Source organism: Leptospira paudalimensis, from assembly GCF_026151345.1.
GTDB lineage: Bacteria > Spirochaetota > Leptospiria > Leptospirales > Leptospiraceae > Leptospira_A > Leptospira_A paudalimensis.
Genome location: NZ_JAMQPR010000001.1, coordinates 2,304,444 through 2,321,759, shown reverse-complemented (window position 1 = coordinate 2,321,759; position 17,316 = coordinate 2,304,444). Strand labels below are relative to the sequence as shown.

General features: G+C 38.7%; 15 protein-coding genes, 1 other RNA gene and 1 pseudogene. 5 read left to right on the top strand and 12 right to left on the bottom strand.

The window, feature by feature from the left end:
• Positions 1 to 2: 2 nt before the first annotated feature.
• The 4 genes from hemL to ND855_RS10780 are packed head-to-tail and all read right to left on the bottom strand — an operon-like array spanning position 3 to position 4,627.
• The gene (gene hemL, locus ND855_RS10795; RefSeq protein WP_265358345.1) at positions 3 to 1,280 is read right to left on the bottom strand and encodes a glutamate-1-semialdehyde 2,1-aminomutase; all 1,278 of its coding nucleotides are present in this window, start codon (positions 1,278 to 1,280) and stop codon (positions 3 to 5) included.
• The gene (hemB, locus tag ND855_RS10790) at positions 1,277 to 2,230 is read right to left on the bottom strand and encodes a porphobilinogen synthase (protein WP_265358344.1); all 954 of its coding nucleotides are present in this window, start codon (positions 2,228 to 2,230) and stop codon (positions 1,277 to 1,279) included. Before hemB ends, hemL begins: the two co-directional genes overlap by 4 nt.
• Positions 2,227 to 3,762 (bottom strand): hydroxymethylbilane synthase, encoded by a 1,536-nt coding sequence (hemC, locus tag ND855_RS10785; protein WP_265358343.1) that lies wholly within the window; start codon positions 3,760 to 3,762, stop codon positions 2,227 to 2,229. Before hemC ends, hemB begins: the two co-directional genes overlap by 4 nt.
• Positions 3,755 to 4,627, bottom strand: a complete 873-nt coding sequence (locus tag ND855_RS10780) for a Rossmann-fold NAD(P)-binding domain-containing protein (protein ID WP_265355359.1) — start codon at positions 4,625 to 4,627, stop codon at positions 3,755 to 3,757. Before ND855_RS10780 ends, hemC begins: the two co-directional genes overlap by 8 nt.
• 109 nt (positions 4,628 to 4,736) lie before the next feature.
• Between ND855_RS10780 and msrB the strand changes: the two genes are divergently transcribed.
• Positions 4,737 to 5,123: a peptide-methionine (R)-S-oxide reductase MsrB gene (msrB, locus tag ND855_RS10775; RefSeq protein WP_265355358.1), complete on the top strand. Its 387-nt coding sequence runs from the start codon at positions 4,737 to 4,739 to the stop codon at positions 5,121 to 5,123.
• A gap of 17 nt (positions 5,124 to 5,140) precedes the next feature.
• Here msrB and ND855_RS10770 read toward each other — a convergent pair whose 3' ends face one another.
• The gene (locus ND855_RS10770) at positions 5,141 to 5,593 is read right to left on the bottom strand and encodes an LEPBI_I1174 family sigma 54-regulated protein (RefSeq protein WP_265358342.1); all 453 of its coding nucleotides are present in this window, start codon (positions 5,591 to 5,593) and stop codon (positions 5,141 to 5,143) included.
• Between the two features lie 106 nt (positions 5,594 to 5,699).
• Between ND855_RS10770 and rnpB the strand changes: the two genes are divergently transcribed.
• Positions 5,700 to 6,048, top strand: an RNA gene (gene rnpB, locus ND855_RS10765) — RNase P RNA component class A.
• Between the two features lie 1,151 nt (positions 6,049 to 7,199).
• Here the strand turns inward: rnpB and ND855_RS18860 are convergent.
• Positions 7,200 to 7,589, bottom strand: a pseudogene (locus ND855_RS18860) (nuclease-related domain-containing protein); the annotation flags it as partial.
• A 43-nt stretch (positions 7,590 to 7,632) separates the two neighbouring features.
• Between ND855_RS18860 and ND855_RS10760 the strand changes: the two are divergent.
• On the top strand, positions 7,633 to 8,232 hold the full coding sequence (locus ND855_RS10760) for an LBF_1134 family protein (RefSeq protein ID WP_265358341.1): 600 nt from the start codon (positions 7,633 to 7,635) through the stop codon (positions 8,230 to 8,232).
• 3 nt (positions 8,233 to 8,235) lie between these two features.
• Here ND855_RS10760 and ND855_RS10755 read toward each other — a convergent pair whose 3' ends face one another.
• Positions 8,236 to 8,829 (bottom strand): precorrin-2 dehydrogenase/sirohydrochlorin ferrochelatase family protein, encoded by a 594-nt coding sequence (locus tag ND855_RS10755; RefSeq protein WP_265358340.1) that lies wholly within the window; start codon positions 8,827 to 8,829, stop codon positions 8,236 to 8,238.
• Positions 8,826 to 9,623, bottom strand: a complete 798-nt coding sequence (cobA, locus tag ND855_RS10750; protein ID WP_265358339.1) for a uroporphyrinogen-III C-methyltransferase — start codon at positions 9,621 to 9,623, stop codon at positions 8,826 to 8,828. Before cobA ends, ND855_RS10755 begins: the two co-directional genes overlap by 4 nt.
• A 164-nt stretch (positions 9,624 to 9,787) precedes the next feature.
• Between cobA and ND855_RS10745 the strand changes: the two genes are divergently transcribed.
• Positions 9,788 to 11,551 (top strand): diflavin oxidoreductase, encoded by a 1,764-nt coding sequence (locus ND855_RS10745; RefSeq protein WP_265358338.1) that lies wholly within the window; start codon positions 9,788 to 9,790, stop codon positions 11,549 to 11,551.
• A 7-nt stretch (positions 11,552 to 11,558) separates the two neighbouring features.
• A complete protein-coding gene (locus ND855_RS10740) occupies positions 11,559 to 13,232 on the top strand; it encodes an NADPH-dependent assimilatory sulfite reductase hemoprotein subunit (RefSeq protein WP_265358337.1) in 1,674 nt (557 codons plus the stop codon).
• Positions 13,233 to 13,302: 70 nt separating this feature from the next.
• Here the strand turns inward: ND855_RS10740 and ND855_RS10735 are convergent, their stop codons facing one another.
• The 4 genes from ND855_RS10735 to ND855_RS10720 form a co-directional block, all read right to left on the bottom strand.
• Positions 13,303 to 14,373, bottom strand: coding sequence for a TauD/TfdA family dioxygenase (locus ND855_RS10735; protein ID WP_265358336.1), 1,071 nt, complete (start codon positions 14,371 to 14,373; stop codon positions 13,303 to 13,305).
• Between the two features lie 68 nt (positions 14,374 to 14,441).
• Positions 14,442 to 15,674 (bottom strand): sulfate adenylyltransferase subunit 1, encoded by a 1,233-nt coding sequence (locus tag ND855_RS10730; protein ID WP_265358335.1) that lies wholly within the window; start codon positions 15,672 to 15,674, stop codon positions 14,442 to 14,444.
• The gene (cysD, locus tag ND855_RS10725; protein ID WP_265358334.1) at positions 15,674 to 16,582 is read right to left on the bottom strand and encodes a sulfate adenylyltransferase subunit CysD; all 909 of its coding nucleotides are present in this window, start codon (positions 16,580 to 16,582) and stop codon (positions 15,674 to 15,676) included. Before cysD ends, ND855_RS10730 begins: the two co-directional genes overlap by 1 nt.
• A 6-nt stretch (positions 16,583 to 16,588) precedes the next feature.
• The gene (locus tag ND855_RS10720; protein WP_265358333.1) at positions 16,589 to 17,314 is read right to left on the bottom strand and encodes a phosphoadenylyl-sulfate reductase; all 726 of its coding nucleotides are present in this window, start codon (positions 17,312 to 17,314) and stop codon (positions 16,589 to 16,591) included.
• Positions 17,315 to 17,316: the final 2 nt, after the last annotated feature.

Here is a 17,316-nt window from a genome sequence, read left to right as displayed (position 1 = left end):
GATTAGCCCTTTAATGCCTGTTTGATTTTTTCAAGTGTGAGATCGATGATATCTTTTGTATGTACAGTGGATAAAAATCCCACCTCATAACCGCTTGGTGCAAGATAAACACCTTGGTTTAATAGTTTGTGGAAAAAAGTTGCAAAATTGGATTTGTGAGAACTTGGAATATCGGCAATCGTTCTGATTGGTTTTTCTGTTTTCCCTTTTAACCAGAATAAACTTCCAAAGGTAACTGCTTCCCAATTGGGATCACCAGATTCTTTTAATAGATTTATGATTCCATCTGTGAATTGTTTGGTGGTAGTTTCAAGATTTGGGTAAGGATTTTCGTTCCAAGCTTTGGTAAGGGTTTTGAGCCCGGCTCGCATCCCTATTGGATTGGCAGACAATGTTCCTGCTTGGTAAACAGGCCCGCTTGGTGCCACAAGATCCATAAATTCTCGTTTCCCGGCATAAGCTCCCACTGGAAAACCTCCACCGATGATTTTTCCATAACAGACCAAATCAGGGACAATTCCTGTGATTCCAGCCATACCTTGGAAAGAAACTCGGAAACCAGAAATCACTTCATCAAATAGAAGTAATACGCCATACTTTGTGGTCAGTTCGCGGCATTTTTTTAGGAATTCAATTCTTTGTGGAAGTAAACCGTAATTTGCTGGCAATGGCTCAATCGCCAAACAAGCGATATTTGATCCTTCACGTTGGAATAATTCTTCAAGCTTAGTTTCGTCATCTAATGGGAGGACAAGTGTGTTTTGAATGATCTCAGGTCCAATTCCTTTGCTATCGCTGGAACTAAGGCCTGCAAGGCCCGAACCTGACTTCACTAAAAGTTGATCAAGGTGGCCATGGTAACAACCATCAAATTTCAGAATTTTGTTTCGTCCGGTTGCAGCTCTTGCCACTCGTAAGGCACTCATGACAGCTTCCGTACCCGAATTTACAAAACGTATTTTTTCAACCCAAGGAATTCTTTCTGTGATGAACTCTGCAAGTTCCAAGGAATAAGGTTCACAAGCACCAAAAGACCAGGCTTTCCTGACTGTATCTTCAACAACTTCTTGGATTTCCGGATGTCTATGTCCAAAGAGAAGTGGCCCAAAACTCAAACAATAGTCGATATAGTTTTTTCCTTCGACTGACTTAAGATAGGCGCCATTTGCTTCATTAAAAAATACGGGAGTTCCACCAACGGAAGAAAAAGATCTTACTGGGCTATGAACTCCACCAGGAACTACTTGTTTTGATCTTTCGAATAAAGATTCTGAATTCATGAATATAACCTTTTTGATATCCTTGCACCGTATGTGATTAAAAAAGAAGAACCTGCTCTCCGAAACACATCCCAAGTTTCTTTTAAACCATCTTCAAAATCTAAAAAACCTTCTTTGGCCAAGTATACTAAACTTGCATATTCACCACTCACTTGGTAGGCACCAGTGGGAAGCCCAGTTTTTTCTTTGATGGGACCAATTAAGTCGATAGCTGTCATCCCAGGTTTTACCATCAGTAAATCAGCACCTTCTTCTTTGTCACGAATGGAAGTATGAATGGCAGTATCTCTATCTCTAACGTCTAGTTGGTATCCACTACGATCACCAAACTGTGGTGAGGAGTCAGCTGCTCCTCGGAAGGGACCGTAAAAGTGACTTTTAAACTTCGTGGAATAACTCATAATGGGAACATGTGAATGGTTGTTTTCGTCTAGAATTTTTCGATGTGACAAAACACGCCCATCCATCATATCACTAGGAGCAATACCATCAGCACCAGAATCTGCGTAGATCAATGCAAGTTCAGACAATCGTTTTAACGTTAACTCTAAATTGATTGTACCTTTTGGATGAAAGTGACAACAATGACCTGTTGTTGTTACAGAACAAATGCATGTGTCTAACCACAAAAACATTTCTGGGAAAGTTTTTTTAATCAGACTAATATTTGATTGGTAAAAGTCCTTCGAGAAACTTGTGTCTGACTTTTCAGTGGGTACCATAAAAAGTAAAAATTGTGAAACCCCAGATTTTAAATCCGATTCAATTTGATTCAATATTGTTTTATTTGTATCGCGATACACATCAGGTAAACCTTTGATGGGTTCTTTTTCATTGATACCTTCTACTAAAAACAAAGGTTGGATCATTTTATTTACGTTAAGTGAACCTGATTCACTCAAATGGCGTAAGTATTGGTTGGAACGAAGTCGAAGGGTTTTTGTTTTCATTGTTTGATGTACTTCTCAGCCCAAGATTCAAAAGATAAGGAAACAAAAATTTTATTTTTGGAACCTTCTTCACCTAGCGCATGTTTAATTTTTCTGAATGTACTACCTGGACCAACAAAATGGATTACATTCAGTAGTTCAGGGAATCTTTTTGTAACGATGTCAAATTCAGATCCACTTCTCCAATATGCAGCTTTAATTTTGGATGTGTCAAAAGGGATCGGTATTTCTGGTGCTGAGACAAAGTAAGTTGGAATCACTGGATATACACTCGAATGTTTATCTGAATCCATATGGGTCAGTTTTACAAAATTTGGTTTTCTTCCTAAGATTGAATCAATTTCAGGAGGTTCACTTTCACCGAGTCCATCACATGTTCCATTCACCCAAAATCCACGAAGAGCAAGGTCTTTCCAAGTGGAAAGTCCAGCTGACCATAAAATCTGATTACTTGGATTCACTGATAAATCCAATGGAAACGCATAACCTCTGGATACAAATACGTCTACGTCTTTGGGAACACTATAAGTGAGGCGTTCTCTTTGTCTTGCCGCCATTTTTGCATGTGGTGGCCAAACTTCTTCTTTGGTAAAAGATAAGTGAGGACTATCCGATAGTTCCTTCGTATGTAGAATTTCTCCTTGTTCGGTGATTCCTCTAACGAATGTGACTTTGCCATAATCCCTTTTTAAAACTGTGACTCCAATTTTTTGGTGGCAACCTCCACCATACTTCGACAAAATATTTCTTTCTTCGTTTGCAGTAAGTTCGGTTTCAGGATCAACAATTTGTGATAACAATGTTTTTAGATGTTTGTCTTCTTTTCTAATTTCTGCACATAACGCACCTTGTGCGGGTGCACTAGGAAAAATAGAAGAAGGTAAAACCATAAACAAAGAATGATTTAATGTATCTCTAATGAGTTGTTTTACTTCTTTTAGTTCGGGTAATACATTTTCATGGTCTTGGAAATTTAGGATTCGATCTAATGCAGCTTTTGCTACTAATATACCACCAGACTCATGATCCAAATATTTGCGAAGTCGAGTTTGGATATTGCCTCGAACAGATTCAATGTTGATTTCAAAATTATTGATGGGTGTAGGGAAATAATTCTTCAGAAATTCTTTGATATGGTATTCACGTCTTGGAGAAGAAGTGAGAATTGTGATTTCATTTGGCAAATTAATCCATTTGGTTTTTTTGAATAATAATACATCACGTAAATCTTCACGACTTAAAATAGGAATCAGTGTCGTATCTTTTCTTTCTTTTAGATCCATATCTTTAAAAGAGTGGATCACAATGTCCAATTTGTGACTGAGTAAGTCTTCTTGAAGGTCTTTTGTAAAAATTCCTTGGCCAGCAAATTGCCAAAGTGGAGTTGTTAAATCCTTATCTCCAGATGATTCTCGAAATACAGTTTCGAAATTTAATTCTTTGTTTTTATCTTTTAAGGCTTGTTTAACAGTGTGGACTTGAATGCGAGAGAGTAGGGAGGACCTACCTCCTATTTTGATTGTTTCAGACAAGTAAATCTTCCCATCCATTCATAATATGAAGTTGTTCTTCCTCCCGTTCCCTTGTGAGTTCCGTGAGAAAGTATTGTAAATCCATTTTGACAGCTTGGATTTGTTCATCGGTTTCGTGTAAGTCATTTAGAATTTGTGAAAGCGGAATGTAGTGATCATAATTTTTGTTCTCATCTTTATTTTCTCTAAAATCTAAAATGATGGATGATGACCTGATCATCTCATCCCAGTTAAATGGCAAAAAACTTGAGGCAATGATGATCGCCTCATTGTTTGGTTTATAATCTTCCCAATGGTATGTGGTGATAGGGTAAAGTTCACTCAGTTCTTCGAGTCGGTTTTGGTTACGACCAATCAAACGAACTACTTTTTGTTTGGAAATAAGATATGGTAAAATCGAATCTACAAGTTTACCTGTTCCTAGGAGTGTGACTTCCTTGTGGTTGTGTAAATAGGACTCTGTCACACTTCCATAGGTTTGTCTGCCAATCCCTACAAGATACTTGGAACGAATTTGTTTGGTGTGTTCTAAAATTTGGTCTCTCAGTCGGAGGAGTGACGTTCCAAAATTGGAACCGTTAGTATTCTCTTCCCGGAATCGGTCCCGAAACTGTGCTTGGATTTCTGATTCTCCAAATAACTTGGACCTTAGACCGGAGACCACTTCGAGTAAAAATCGATAAGCATCATAACCGTGGTATACTTCCCAACCGTCAAAAAAACGCTCATTTCCTTCCATGGGAAAAATCCGATTGTCAGTGAAGACGAGTGTCCTTTGACAAGTTTTCCAAACCTCTAGATGAGAATCGTCTAAAGACTTAGAGATGGGATCAGTCGAATGGAGTAGAATCAGGTTTGACCACATAATTTTATTCTATCAAATACATCCTGGGTACTGTCACAAGATTGTCAGTTCCTAAAAAAAATAAATGTGATATTGATACTTAATCTCAATAAGAGAGGCAAACGATACAATGGAAAATCAAAATTGGAAAGAGGTTCTCACTCCACTACAGTACCAAGTGACCAGAGAGAAGGGCACCGAACGGCCGTTCACTGGCGAATACTATGCACACAAAGAAACAGGTACGTATTTATGTGTGTGTTGTGGAGAGGCATTGTTTTCTTCAGATTCAAAATATGATTCAGGAAGTGGTTGGCCGAGTTATTATGAGCCAGTGCGAAAAGAAGTGATCGCAACCGAAACTGACAAAACACATGGAATGGTTCGAACTGAAATCATGTGCCAAAATTGTGGAGCACATTTAGGACATGTTTTTCCGGATGGGCCAAAACCAACAGGCCTTCGTTATTGTGTAAATTCTGCTTCCTTAAAATTTCAAAAAAAAGAAACGGAATGAAAGTAACATTGAATTTCTTATTCTTGTAACCAAGATACTTCTTGGCAGGTTTCCCATTTCCTTGGACTCACTTCCTTTCCATTCCATTGTGCTAATGTATAGGAATCCGAACGGATTCCGACTCGTTTCACAATTTGATTGGCAAGGGAAGAATAATGAAGTGCCTCACAACTATGACCAAGTTTTGTTTCTAATTTTGCCATTTGGAAAAGTAAATGTGCGTTTCCTTCTGTGTCTTTCATCCCAATCGATTGTTTGAGTAAAATTGCTTTTTTCAGATCCTCTCTTGCAGATAAGAAGTCCCCTGATTCCATTTTTTTTGCCGACCGTTCTTCCAATTCAGCAATGACCATAGGGATGCGAGAGAGGCGAGTGTGACTTAAGATTTCTTCCACAGATTGGTCCAACTGAGGTTCTGCCCACAAACCAATGGAAATGATGAAAAAGAGAGCGAAATGATAAGACTTCATACGTTGGTTCCTTGCTGTTTTCAATTCATAGATCAATTTGCATAAATTGTGCCAAAGTTTTGAAATACTCCTCGACGCACTTCCGAAATCTAATTTCAATGAAAGGGACTCTGGCCGAGCGATCGCCTTTTTGTTTCCCTCTGGAAACAAAGGGGAGGAAAGTCCGGACACTAGGGGACAATCGGACCAAGTAATGCTTGGGCTTTTTCTTTTTAGCAATAGGAAGGAAGGGACGGAAAGTGCAACAGAAAGAATACCGCCTACCTCGGTAGGTAAGGGTGAAATGGTGGAGTAAGAGCCCACCGCTTTGTTTGTGAAAACAATGGCCGGTAAACCCTCCGATGTGCAATCTCAAGTAAACAACCGTTATGAGCCTGTCCCGCCAGGTTGTGGGTAGAGAGCATTAGATAAATGATCGCCTAAAACAGAATCCGGCTTACGGGCCAGAGTCACCTTTTTTCAATATACCCTGGATCACCTTTTCTTCATTAGGTGGATAAAATACACAAACCAAACTCCGAATTTTTAGTATCGTTTCTGCCAATAAAACTTTTGTCTCAGTTAGGTGCCAGTTTTCAAATCCAATCAAAATTCCACATGTTTCTTCCATCCCTGCAAACTCTTTGCAAGAATAATGACGCATTTGGTTTTCCATCAAAAATTGTTTTAATCCATTTTGGAGTAATGAATCTTCCGATGGATACAAAACTACAATTTCATCATTTTCGATTTCCAAAACTTTTTTTGCATACCCATAACACCAACGCATCTGATCGGTTAAGTCTTCATCATTTTTAATGAATTGGATGTCTGAAAAATTATCTAAAATGGGCGTTTCTGAAAAATCATCGAGTAAGGAATTGGCAAATGTAACTATTTCTGGTGAATTTCGTATATTCCTTTTGATGTCCCAAACATGGACAGGTAACGATTGTAAATAGTCCAATATAGGAGTGGATGTATATTTGAATCGTCTGGATACAAACAGGATCCAATCTTTTTCTTCCCAAAAGAATTTAGAAAGATATAAAAAAAGTTCCGATTGTTTCTCATCTGTAAGGATTTCTTCAATCCCATCCACAAGTAAGAGATCGATATGATTGTGATTGATTTCTTTGTAATGGGAAATGAGTTCTATATTGTTTTTTTCTGGGATATGACTCAGTTCTTCTTTCCAAATTTCATAGAGAGCTTTTGCTCCCTGCCATAAGAGAACTTTTTTCCCTTTCCTTGCATTTTGTAAGGCAAGTTCCCCACATAAGATGGATTTTCCAGATCCTGAACTACCAAAAACCAAGTTATGCGAATATTGATTGATTCCCTTCACAAGGGAAAATTGTTCTTCTGTGAAAAATAATAAGTTCTCTTCTTCTTTCTCTTTTTTGGAGCGAAAGGTTTGGAAAAAGTTTAGATTTTTTTTGATGATTTCATGGGCTTTGACAAGTACGGAATCAGGGAGTGGTTCTCTTCCATTTCGATAAAAAATGGATTCTAAAATTGTATTGAGACTTGTATCTTCTCCTACTTCCCTTCCGCCAAACACAAATAAGTTTTGGTCATTGGGGAGATGGAATTCCTTTCTTTCGTTTTTTAAAAAGAAGATCGCACTATCATAATATTCTTCTGGAAATAAATCGACAAGTTGGTTATGATTTTTGAAAAATTCTCGGATGATTTCTCTTTGTGTGGTTACTTGTTCGATTGGATTTTTATAAGACTTACCTACAACTGGTTCCCATTCCCTGCCTCTTACATTATAAAATTCCCATTCGCCTTTTTTTTGTCTCCACTTACCGTTTTTTAATTCGATCGTGATCACTCCATATGGTGATACAACTAGGAAGTCTATCTCACGCATGGGAACATCAGGAGTGATTAAAGTAAGAGAATAATAAATATTACAAGGGAATTGAATTTCGTTCGAAAAACGATGGTAATAATAGGATTCGAGAGAAATGTCTCTCGTTTTTCCATGAAACTGTTTCGGATAAATCATTTTTTAGTTCTGTAATCTTTGTATTATCTGTTCTAATGACGATATGAAACGGATACCACGAACCTTGTTATTCTGCCTATTGTTTTGTGCCTGCGCTGGAGGGAATATCAAAATAAAGATTAAACCCGACCTTTCAGGGGATCTTGTCATTTACCAAAAAAAAATCACAAAGAAACAAAAGGGGAGTTTTTTAGGTTCTGGACTTACTGATACGGGAGAGGTCACGATCACTCTCAAAGAGAGGTCTTATCAGTTTGGGAACTATACCCAAATGTTACCTCCTGGATTTCGTTTTGTTACGTTTGTGGAAGACCAAGTACCAGAGATCCAACTTGGCATCGATACAAGTCAAAACTCACCACTACTTTCTGCTCTTGAAATCGTTCGAGAAGACATCAATTCGATTTTATCAGAAGCCAAGTTAAGAGATGATTTACTTCGTTTTAATACCCTCGTGGAATTCATTCAATTTGAAGTACACTTCCCATTTCCCATCAAAAAAGTTAAATTTTTAGATCCTAGAACTGCAGGCGAATGGACCGTACGCCTGGATAGCAGTGATAAAATGATTGTAAACATTCCCTTACATTCTGTTTGGGCAGGCGAACACGCGTTAACAATAGTTCAAATTTATCCAGAATGAGTTTTATGGTTTGTGGAAGTATTCGGAATTTAATTTTTGGATGATTTCTTTTAAGACCTTTCTGCGTTGGTCTTTGTCTGGCAAAATTTCTTTGAGATTCCGCCTCATGGCAAAAATAGTTTCTAATAACTCATGGTCTTCCTCTGGGATGGTTTCCTCAAATAGTTTACGCAAACTGGAAGAAACACCAGCAAACATTCCGTCGGTGGAAATCGCAAATTGAATTGGTCCAATTTGGATTGTGGACGAAGAATAAAAATCACAGTTTTTAGGATCATCCACTGAATTCACCCATATACCTTTCTCTTTGGCGATAGTTCTGAATTTTTTGTTTGTGTTCGGATCACTAGTTGCTAAAAAAATAATTTCCCTATCGTTTAAATCTCTTTCAGTGACGGCTCTTGTTTCTGTTTTGATAGTAGGGTATTTTTGTAAAAAAACTTTTACTTCATCCATGTAATCCAAAGAGATGATATGGATATTGGCACCAGTATGTTCGAGTCCTAATAATTTTTCGAGGCAAGCATTTCCACCACCTACGATTAAAATATTCCTACCTTCTAAGTTGAGAAAGATTGGGTATTTTTTTACACTCATTCCATTGGTTCCGAAAAAAAAGGAAGAAAAGAAATACTCTCCAACTTCTTATTTTCACCTAACAAAAGTGGACGAACAACTTCACCAACGTATAAAATACCCGGTCCATTTGTTTGTTTTTCCAAACCTTGCGTTTGGGTTTTGTCAAGAGTGGAAACGGTATAGGTGGCACGAGGACTACCTGCATTTTCCAAAAGTACTATGGGTGTCGATGGACTTACCCCTTTTCGGATGAGTCGTTCAGCTAACTCTTTTGTTTTCTGGCTACCCATTAAGATGACAATGGTGCCTGGAAAATTTTCCATTCCCATCCAACTCCGTTCTTCTTCTAAAATGGTGTGTCCATCAAGGATGATGATTTGGCGTGATAATCCTCTCACCGTTAGTGAGATTCCAAGGTCGGATGCTCCCGTTGTCACTGAACTCACTCCTGGGATCACTTCATATGGGATTCCATTTGTTTCCAGTGTTTGGATTTCTTCGGATAACCTTCCAAAGATGGAAGCATCTCCCCCTTTCAGGCGGACCACTCGTTTGCCTTGGTGTGCATAATGAACAAGAAGGGAATTGATTTCATCCTGGGTGCGGTAGTGTTCTTTGGCACGTTTGCCTACGTAGAGGATTTGGGCACACTCAGGGAAAATCTCTAAAAAACTTGGATCGAGGAGGGCATCATAAAGGATTACATCAGCGGATTCGATCCGAGATTTCCCACGAAGGGTTAGGAGGTCAATGGGGCCTGGACCACCACTCACAAAACTCACGAAACCTTGTTCTGTCTTATTGGAGGACATATCTGCTATACCTTGCAATCTTGCTAGAAAACGTCAAGTGATTGGCTAATTATTTCTACAAAATCTCCATTTTTTTGGTTTACTCGTCTCTAACCTTAGGAAAAGATTCAATTTATAAGACTTTTTGGATGTTTTACTGGAATCCAACACAAGCATAGGTTTTTATGTTATCCGATGAGAAACGCAATCGATTTTTACAGTTATTAAAAGAATCCACAAAGGATGAATGGGTCTGGATGTCAGGGTATCTGTCGGCACTGACCCAGGCAAGCATTGGGGGAAGTGTGGATGTTTCCCTAACACCACCTGTTAGTATCTCGTCCAATGATCCTTCTCATGGAAATTTAAAAGCCGCCCCCATCCAATGTAGTGTTGTGTATGGAACAGAAACAGGGAATTCTAAAAAACTGGGAACGGAACTTGTTAAAAAATTAAAAGAACTAGGTGTCCAAGCCAAGTTAAAAAGTACAGACACTTACAAAGCAAAAGACCTGAAAGAGGAAGAATATTTATTTGTAATTGTTTCCACTCATGGAGATGGAGAACCACCTCAAGCTGCAAAACCTTTTATCCAGATACTCACAGATGCAAAAGACAATTTGTCGAAAGTAAAGTTCGCAGTACTTGGGTTAGGTGACACTAGTTATCCACTTTTTTGCCAAACAGGAATCGATGTGGATTCTATGTTAGCAAAATTAGGTGCTGAACGAATTCATGATTTAGGGAAATGTGATGTAGATTTTGAATTGGTTGCAAAACCTTGGATATCAGAACTCATCACAAAACTCAATACAATTTCGAAAACTGCAACAACTCAAGTTTCAAAACAACCTCAAGCTGCAACTCCAAAGGTAAACACTGGTGGCAAAGTTGTGTATGAGGGAACTGTTCTCACAAACTTAGTGTTAAACGACATTGGAGCTTCAAAATCAACTAGACATATTGAAATTAAATCATCAGTTCCGATCGATTATTTGCCTGGGGACAGTGCTGGGTTTTTGGCTTATAACCGTGAAGAAGAAGTGGATCGAGTCCTCGGATTATTACAAACAGACAAAGAAACAAGAGTCACTTATAAAGGTGAAACTTGGATGTTGTATGATTTACTTCGCAAAAAAGTATCCATTCGATTTTTACCGGACCGAGTGTTACAAAAATATGCCACAATTTCCAAAAAGGAAATTCCATCTGGTAAATTGGATTTAGATGTATTATTAACACTTTATCCTTCTGATACAAAATTAGAAGTCCAGACCTTGGTTGATATTTTAGAACCGATTGTCCCTAGGTATTATTCCATTGCATCAAGTCCTTCTGCCCATGGGGAAGAGGAAGTCCACCTAACGGTAGCAGAAGTGGAAATTGAAACCTTTACGGGTATCAAATCTGGTTTTTGTTCTGGTTTTTTAGCATCTTTAAAAGAAGGGGATACAGTTCCTTTTTTTATCCAAAGAAACAATTCTTTCCGATTGCCAAATCCTGATACAGACATCATCATGATTGGACCGGGAACAGGGATTGCACCTTTTCGCAGTTTTTTGTTTGAAAGGGAACAATCAGCAGGGAATGGAAAAAATTGGTTATTCTTTGGTGAAAGAAACTTTGTTTCGGATTTTTATTACCAAACGGAACTCTTGGAACTTATGGACACAGGTGTATTGCATAAATTGAATACAGCTTTTTCACGAGATACCAAACAAAAAGTATATGTCCAAGACCGAATGGGTGAAAATGCACAGGAATTACTCAAGTGGATTGAGAATGGTGCCATCATTTATCTCTGTGGATCCAAAGATCCTATGAGTAAAGATGTAGATAGAAAATTAATTGAAATTTTATCGGAAAGAACTTTTGACACTGGTAAAGAAGCCTCCGATTATTTAAAAGAACTAGAAGAATCTGGGCGTTACATCAAGGACGTTTACTGAGGAACTCATGGCAGAATCAAAAAAAGAAACACACGCAGAAAAAGTAAAACGAGTGAGCCGTGGTCTCCGAGGCACACTTGGTGAAAGTTTGAAAGACGAACATACTGGTTCTTTACGTTCCGATGATCAATTATTATTAAAATTTCATGGTATGTACCAACAGGATGATCGAGATAGAAGGGACGAACGAGCGTTAAAGAAACTAGAACGTTTGTATTCTTTTATGATCCGATTGCGAATTCCTGGTGGTATGATAGGTCCTGTACATTGGGAAGCACTTCATAATGTTGCTGGAGAAAATTCCACAGGAACCATCAAAATTACAACGAGACAAACTGTCCAATTACATGGAATTTTAAAATCCAAAATCAAACCAACGATCAAAGCATTTGATTCAGTATTTTTGGATTCAATTGCAGCTTGTGGTGACGTAAACCGTAATGTCACCTGTACATCCAATCCTGCTGCAAGTCCACTCCACAAAGAAGTTTTTGGTTATGCTGGTGAAATTAGTCGTTCCTTATTACCCAAAACGAGAGCCTATTATGAAATTTGGTTGGATGAAAATCTTTTAGCTGAAAAGGAAGAACCCGAAGATCCTTTGTACAAAGATGTTTATCTTCCTCGTAAATTCAAAATTGCAATTGCAATCCCACCATATAATGATGTGGATCTTTTTACCAATGACATAGGACTCATTGCAATCATTGAAAACGGACAATTATTAGGATTTAATGTTGCTGTTGGTGGAGGACTCGGAGCCACTCATGGTAACCCAGATACATACCCAAGAGTCGGAACTGTGTTTGGATTTATTCCCAAAAAAGACATTCTAAAAGTTGTATATGAAATTGTCACAGTCCAAAGAGACTTTGGAAACAGAGAAGATCGTAAACTTTCTCGATTGAAATACACCTTAGACAGGTTAGGTGTAGAATTCTATAAACGTGAAGTGGAAAAACGCGCAGGTATTAGTTTTGAACCTACAAAGGATTTTCAATTCACACAAAGATCTGATGATTTTGGTTGGAAACAAGATGCAGCAGGCAACTGGCACTACACAGTATTTGTGGAAAATGGCCGAGTTTGTGATGAACATGGATATAATCTCAAAACGGCACTTCTTGAAGTTTCCAAAACAAGACGTGCAACTTTTCGTTTTACTTGTAACCAAAACCTAATTCTATCAGATATCTTTCCGAAAGACAAAGACTTAATTGAATCCATTTTGGTGAAGTTTGGTGTTCATAGAAAAACAACAGAAGTTTCTCCTATCAGAAAAAATTCCATTGCTTGTGTGGCTTTAAACACTTGTTCCTTGGCACTTGCTGAGGCCCAGAGATACCTTCCCAGTTTAATTGATAAAATGGAACCATTGCTCTCCAAACATGGACTTTCGGAAGAACCAATTTCAATCCGAATGACGGGTTGCCCCAATGGTTGTGCAAGACCTTATATCTCTGAGATAGGACTTGTTGGGACATCGTATGGTAAATACAATCTGCATTTAGGTGCTGATGCCGAAGGTTATAGGCTCAATCAAAAATACAAAGAAGATTTAGATGAATCGGCAATCTTGCAAGAATTAGATGGCTTATTTGGTAGATTTTCCAAAGAACGAAATGCTAAAGAATCCTTTGGAGATTATATCAACAGAATTGGGATTTTGAAAAAAGCCTAGAATTTCTAAATAGAAATTAGGCACCTGTTTTCAGGTGCCATTGGTTAAAAATCATAAAACTACATTCTTTTCAATCCGCCCAACCCACAAGAATTCTTCTAGGACCTGAATAAGGTAGTCTTCCATGTGAGACCGAATAATTATCTATGAAAAGAACATCTCCTGTTTGCCAAGGAATCGCCACCATGTGTTTCCAAAATACATTTGATATGGATTTCATTTCTTTAGGTGAAATCTCTTCTCCATTCCCATAGGTGACGTGCACATCATGTGAGTTTGGACCTAAGAGTCTTTTGAAGTTTGTAATGATTGTGAGTAAAACCGCAACACCAAATGAACGAAGGGTTATTTGTTTTTTGAAAATTTTCCAAGTTTCACTGACACCAGCTTGGTAATGAAATGTTTGCGTATGGTTATGCCAAGCAATTGTACCTGCGATAGGATGTGTTCGAAATCCAGATTGGTGGTTTGTGATCGTTAGAGAATCTTCACCATACCAATCTAATTGGAAACGATTTTCTTTTGCAATTTGATTCACCTCATCCAAGTTTGTGGTTCCAAACATTTCATCCCAACGTTTGGTTTTCCATACAGAAAATCGTTTTTGCGAGGATGGGCCATCGTATCTTCTTCGGTATTTGATTCCATATCGTTCGATTTTTTCTTTTATTTTGGGATCGATGTTTTGGTAGACCAACCTAAGGTCAGTTAGAGGAGTTTCTCCCCCGTAGTCAGATGCTTTTTCTGCATAAAAAAATAATAATTTGGGAGGGTTGTCAAGAAAACTCATCTCTGCATGTTGCATGATTGGGTAATGCGGTGGGAGTTCACTAGCTGTGAACACATGTTTTAATACTTCATCCCGAGGGGAAGTACCCAGGTAAAACTCACCTAACTGTTTTTCGTTTGTAGCATAAAGAATGGATTGGAAGTCTGAAGCTTCGTGAACAGGAAATCCACGAAAGAGAATTGCCCCATAGGTTTTTAAATCGTCTCGCCATTCCGACTCATGGTTTTGAAACCAATTGGTTAACGCATCCAAAGTTCGTTCTTCCGCTGGCTCATAGACAATGGGGAGTTTGGTTTCTCCCGCAAAGGATTTCCGGATCCATTCTTTTGTGACAGTATTGGTTAGGCTCATGATACCGTCAGAATAACTTATGGAGCCGTGTTATTTCAATCAAAAAATCCGTTATATTGGATAAAAATCTACAATAGCATCCCTGCAGCCACAGTTTGGTTGGTTCCTTCGTCAACGAGGACAAAACTTCCAGTGCCTCTGATTTTGGAATAAGGATCATAAGCGACGGGTTTTGCCGTCCTGATAGTCACTTTTCCTATTTCATTCAGACCGAGATTTGGTTGTTCTTTTTTTTCGTGAGTGCTTGTTTCCACTCTGTATTCCAAAGAACGAATAGAAACTTTTACTGCATTCGTCGTTTGGCGTAAAAGGTATTTGGAACCAGGGGTCATCACCTTTTGGTCCATCCAACAAATATGTGCTTCTAGATCTTGAGAGACAACTGGTTCTTTCCCTGTCACAACGAGCATATCACCACGGCTCACATCAATCTCGTCTACTAAACGAATGGTCACAGACATTGGCGCATACGCAGTGGTGAGAGGTCCGTCAAATGTATCGATGGCTTTGATTTTCGAAGTGAGTCCACTTGGTAATACTGTGATAGAATCTCCCACCGTAAAATGACCACTTCTGATTTGGCCCGCATAACCTCTGTAATCATGGTATTCGGTTGTTTGTGGGCGAATCACGTTTTGTACGGGAAATCTTGGAGCAGGGGATTCCTCTTCCGTATGGATTTCAATTTCTTCCAAAAAGTGGAGTAAAGATTTTCCTTTCCACCAAGGCATAGATGCGGAAGGTTCCACAACGTTATCTCCATTTAATGCAGAGATCGGTAAAAAGTGAATGGATTTTAAGTTTAAGTCTTTGGCAAATTCCAAATATTGTTTTTGGATATTTAAGAATACTTCTTCTGAAAATTCTACCAAATCCATTTTGTTCACACATACAACTACATAAGGAAGTCTTAATAATGACACAATATAGGAATGCCTGAAGGTTTGTTCGATCACACCTTTTCTTGCATCAATGAGGATGATGGCAAGGTCAGAATTCGAAGCGCCTGTCACCATGTTACGAGTGTATTGGACATGGCCTGGTGCATCAGCGATGATGAATTTACGTTTGGGAGTGGAAAAGTATTTATAAGCAATATCAATCGTAATCCCTTGTTCTCTTTCCGCTTTGAGTCCATCAGTGAGAAGGGCTAAGTTAATTTGTCCATTCACTTGTCCTGCACGTTCAATCGCTTCTAGTTGGTCTTGGAAAATGGATTTACTATCGTATAACAAACGTCCGATGAGAGTTGATTTCCCATCGTCCACACTACCAGCAGTGATAAACCTTAATATATCCATTAAAAATACCCACCTTTTTTTCTTTCTTCCATAGCGGCTTCCGAACGTTTGTCATCCAAACGGGAGCCTCTTTCTGTGGTGCGTGAAATTTGAATTTCACGGATGATATCATCCACTGAATTAGCTTCTGATTCCACAGCTGCTGTACAAGTCATATCGCCGACAGTCCGAAATCGAACTGTTCTTGTTTCTACTTTATCGGTTCCATCTAAACTGATAAATTTGGAAACAGGGAATACCAGTTCCTCTCTCCATACAATTTCCCTTTGGTGAGAAAAATACAAAGAAGGAAGTTCTATCTTTTCTTTTCGGATGTATTCCCAAACATCAAGTTCTGTCCAGTTACTGATGGGAAAAACACGTACGTTTTCTCCCACATGGATTTTTCCATTATAGATATTCCAAAGTTCTGGTCGTTGGAGTTTTGGGTCCCAAGATCCAAATTCATCTCGAACAGAAAAAATTCGTTCCTTCGCTCTTGCTTTTTCTTCATCACGACGGGCGCCACCAATACAAGCATCAAATTTAAATTCAGCAATGGTATCGAGTAGTGTCACGGCTTGGATTGCATTACGACTTGGGAATTTTCCTTTTTCTTCGACAGCTTTTCCTTGGTCGATGGAATCTTGCACATAACGAACAATTAATTTTTCTCCAATTCGTTCTGTGAGTGCATCACGGAATTGTAACGCCTCATCAAAGTTATGCCCCGTATCGATGTGAACGAGTGGAAAAGGAAACTTACCTGGACGAAATGCTTTGAGTGCAAGGTGAACCAAACAAATGGAATCTTTTCCTCCCGAAAATAATAAAGCAGGTCTTTCAAATTGTGCTGCCACTTCCCGTAAGATATAAATGGCTTCTGACTCTAACTGGTCTAGGTGTGATAGTCGATGGGTACTTGTCATAGTCTATTATCCTTTTTTTGGTGTGAGTTTTCCATCTACCCAATGCAAACCACATTCCTTTTTTGATTCTTGTTCCCACCACCAACGTCCAGCTCGAAAGTCTTCTCCTGGTTCGATGGCACGTGTACAAGGGGCACAACCTATACTTGGAAAACCTTTGTCATGTAACACATTATAAGGTACATTCTGTTCGCGAATGTATTTCCAAGTCTCTTCAAAACTCCAATGGAGGAGTGGTTGGTATTTGATTAAATTTCTACTTGGATCGGATTCAAATAAAGACATCTCCGTCCGGAATCCAGACTGGTCTTTACGTAAACCGGTGACCCAAATCTCCATTCCATTTAAAATCGAATCCAAGGGAACGAGTTTTCGGATCCGACAACATTCCTTTCGTAATTCTTGAGAGTCATAAAATGCATTGGGTCCGTTTTGGTTCAAAAAGGATTCAATCTCTTTTGTATTCGGATAAAAAGTTTCGATTTTTGCCCCATAACGAATGTTTGTTTTTTGCCAAACATCATAGGTTTCTTGGAATAACCTACCAGTATCCAAAGTGGCAATGCGAATAGGGATTTGTTCTGAGAGGATGGCATGGGTGATGGCTTGGTCTTCCAGACCAAAACTCGTGGTGAACACCACTTTGCCAGGGAATGTAGACGAAAGTCGTTTTAATCCCTCTGCGAGCGATAGGTTGGCATAAGATTCTGTCAAAACTTCCAAATTTCCCATAT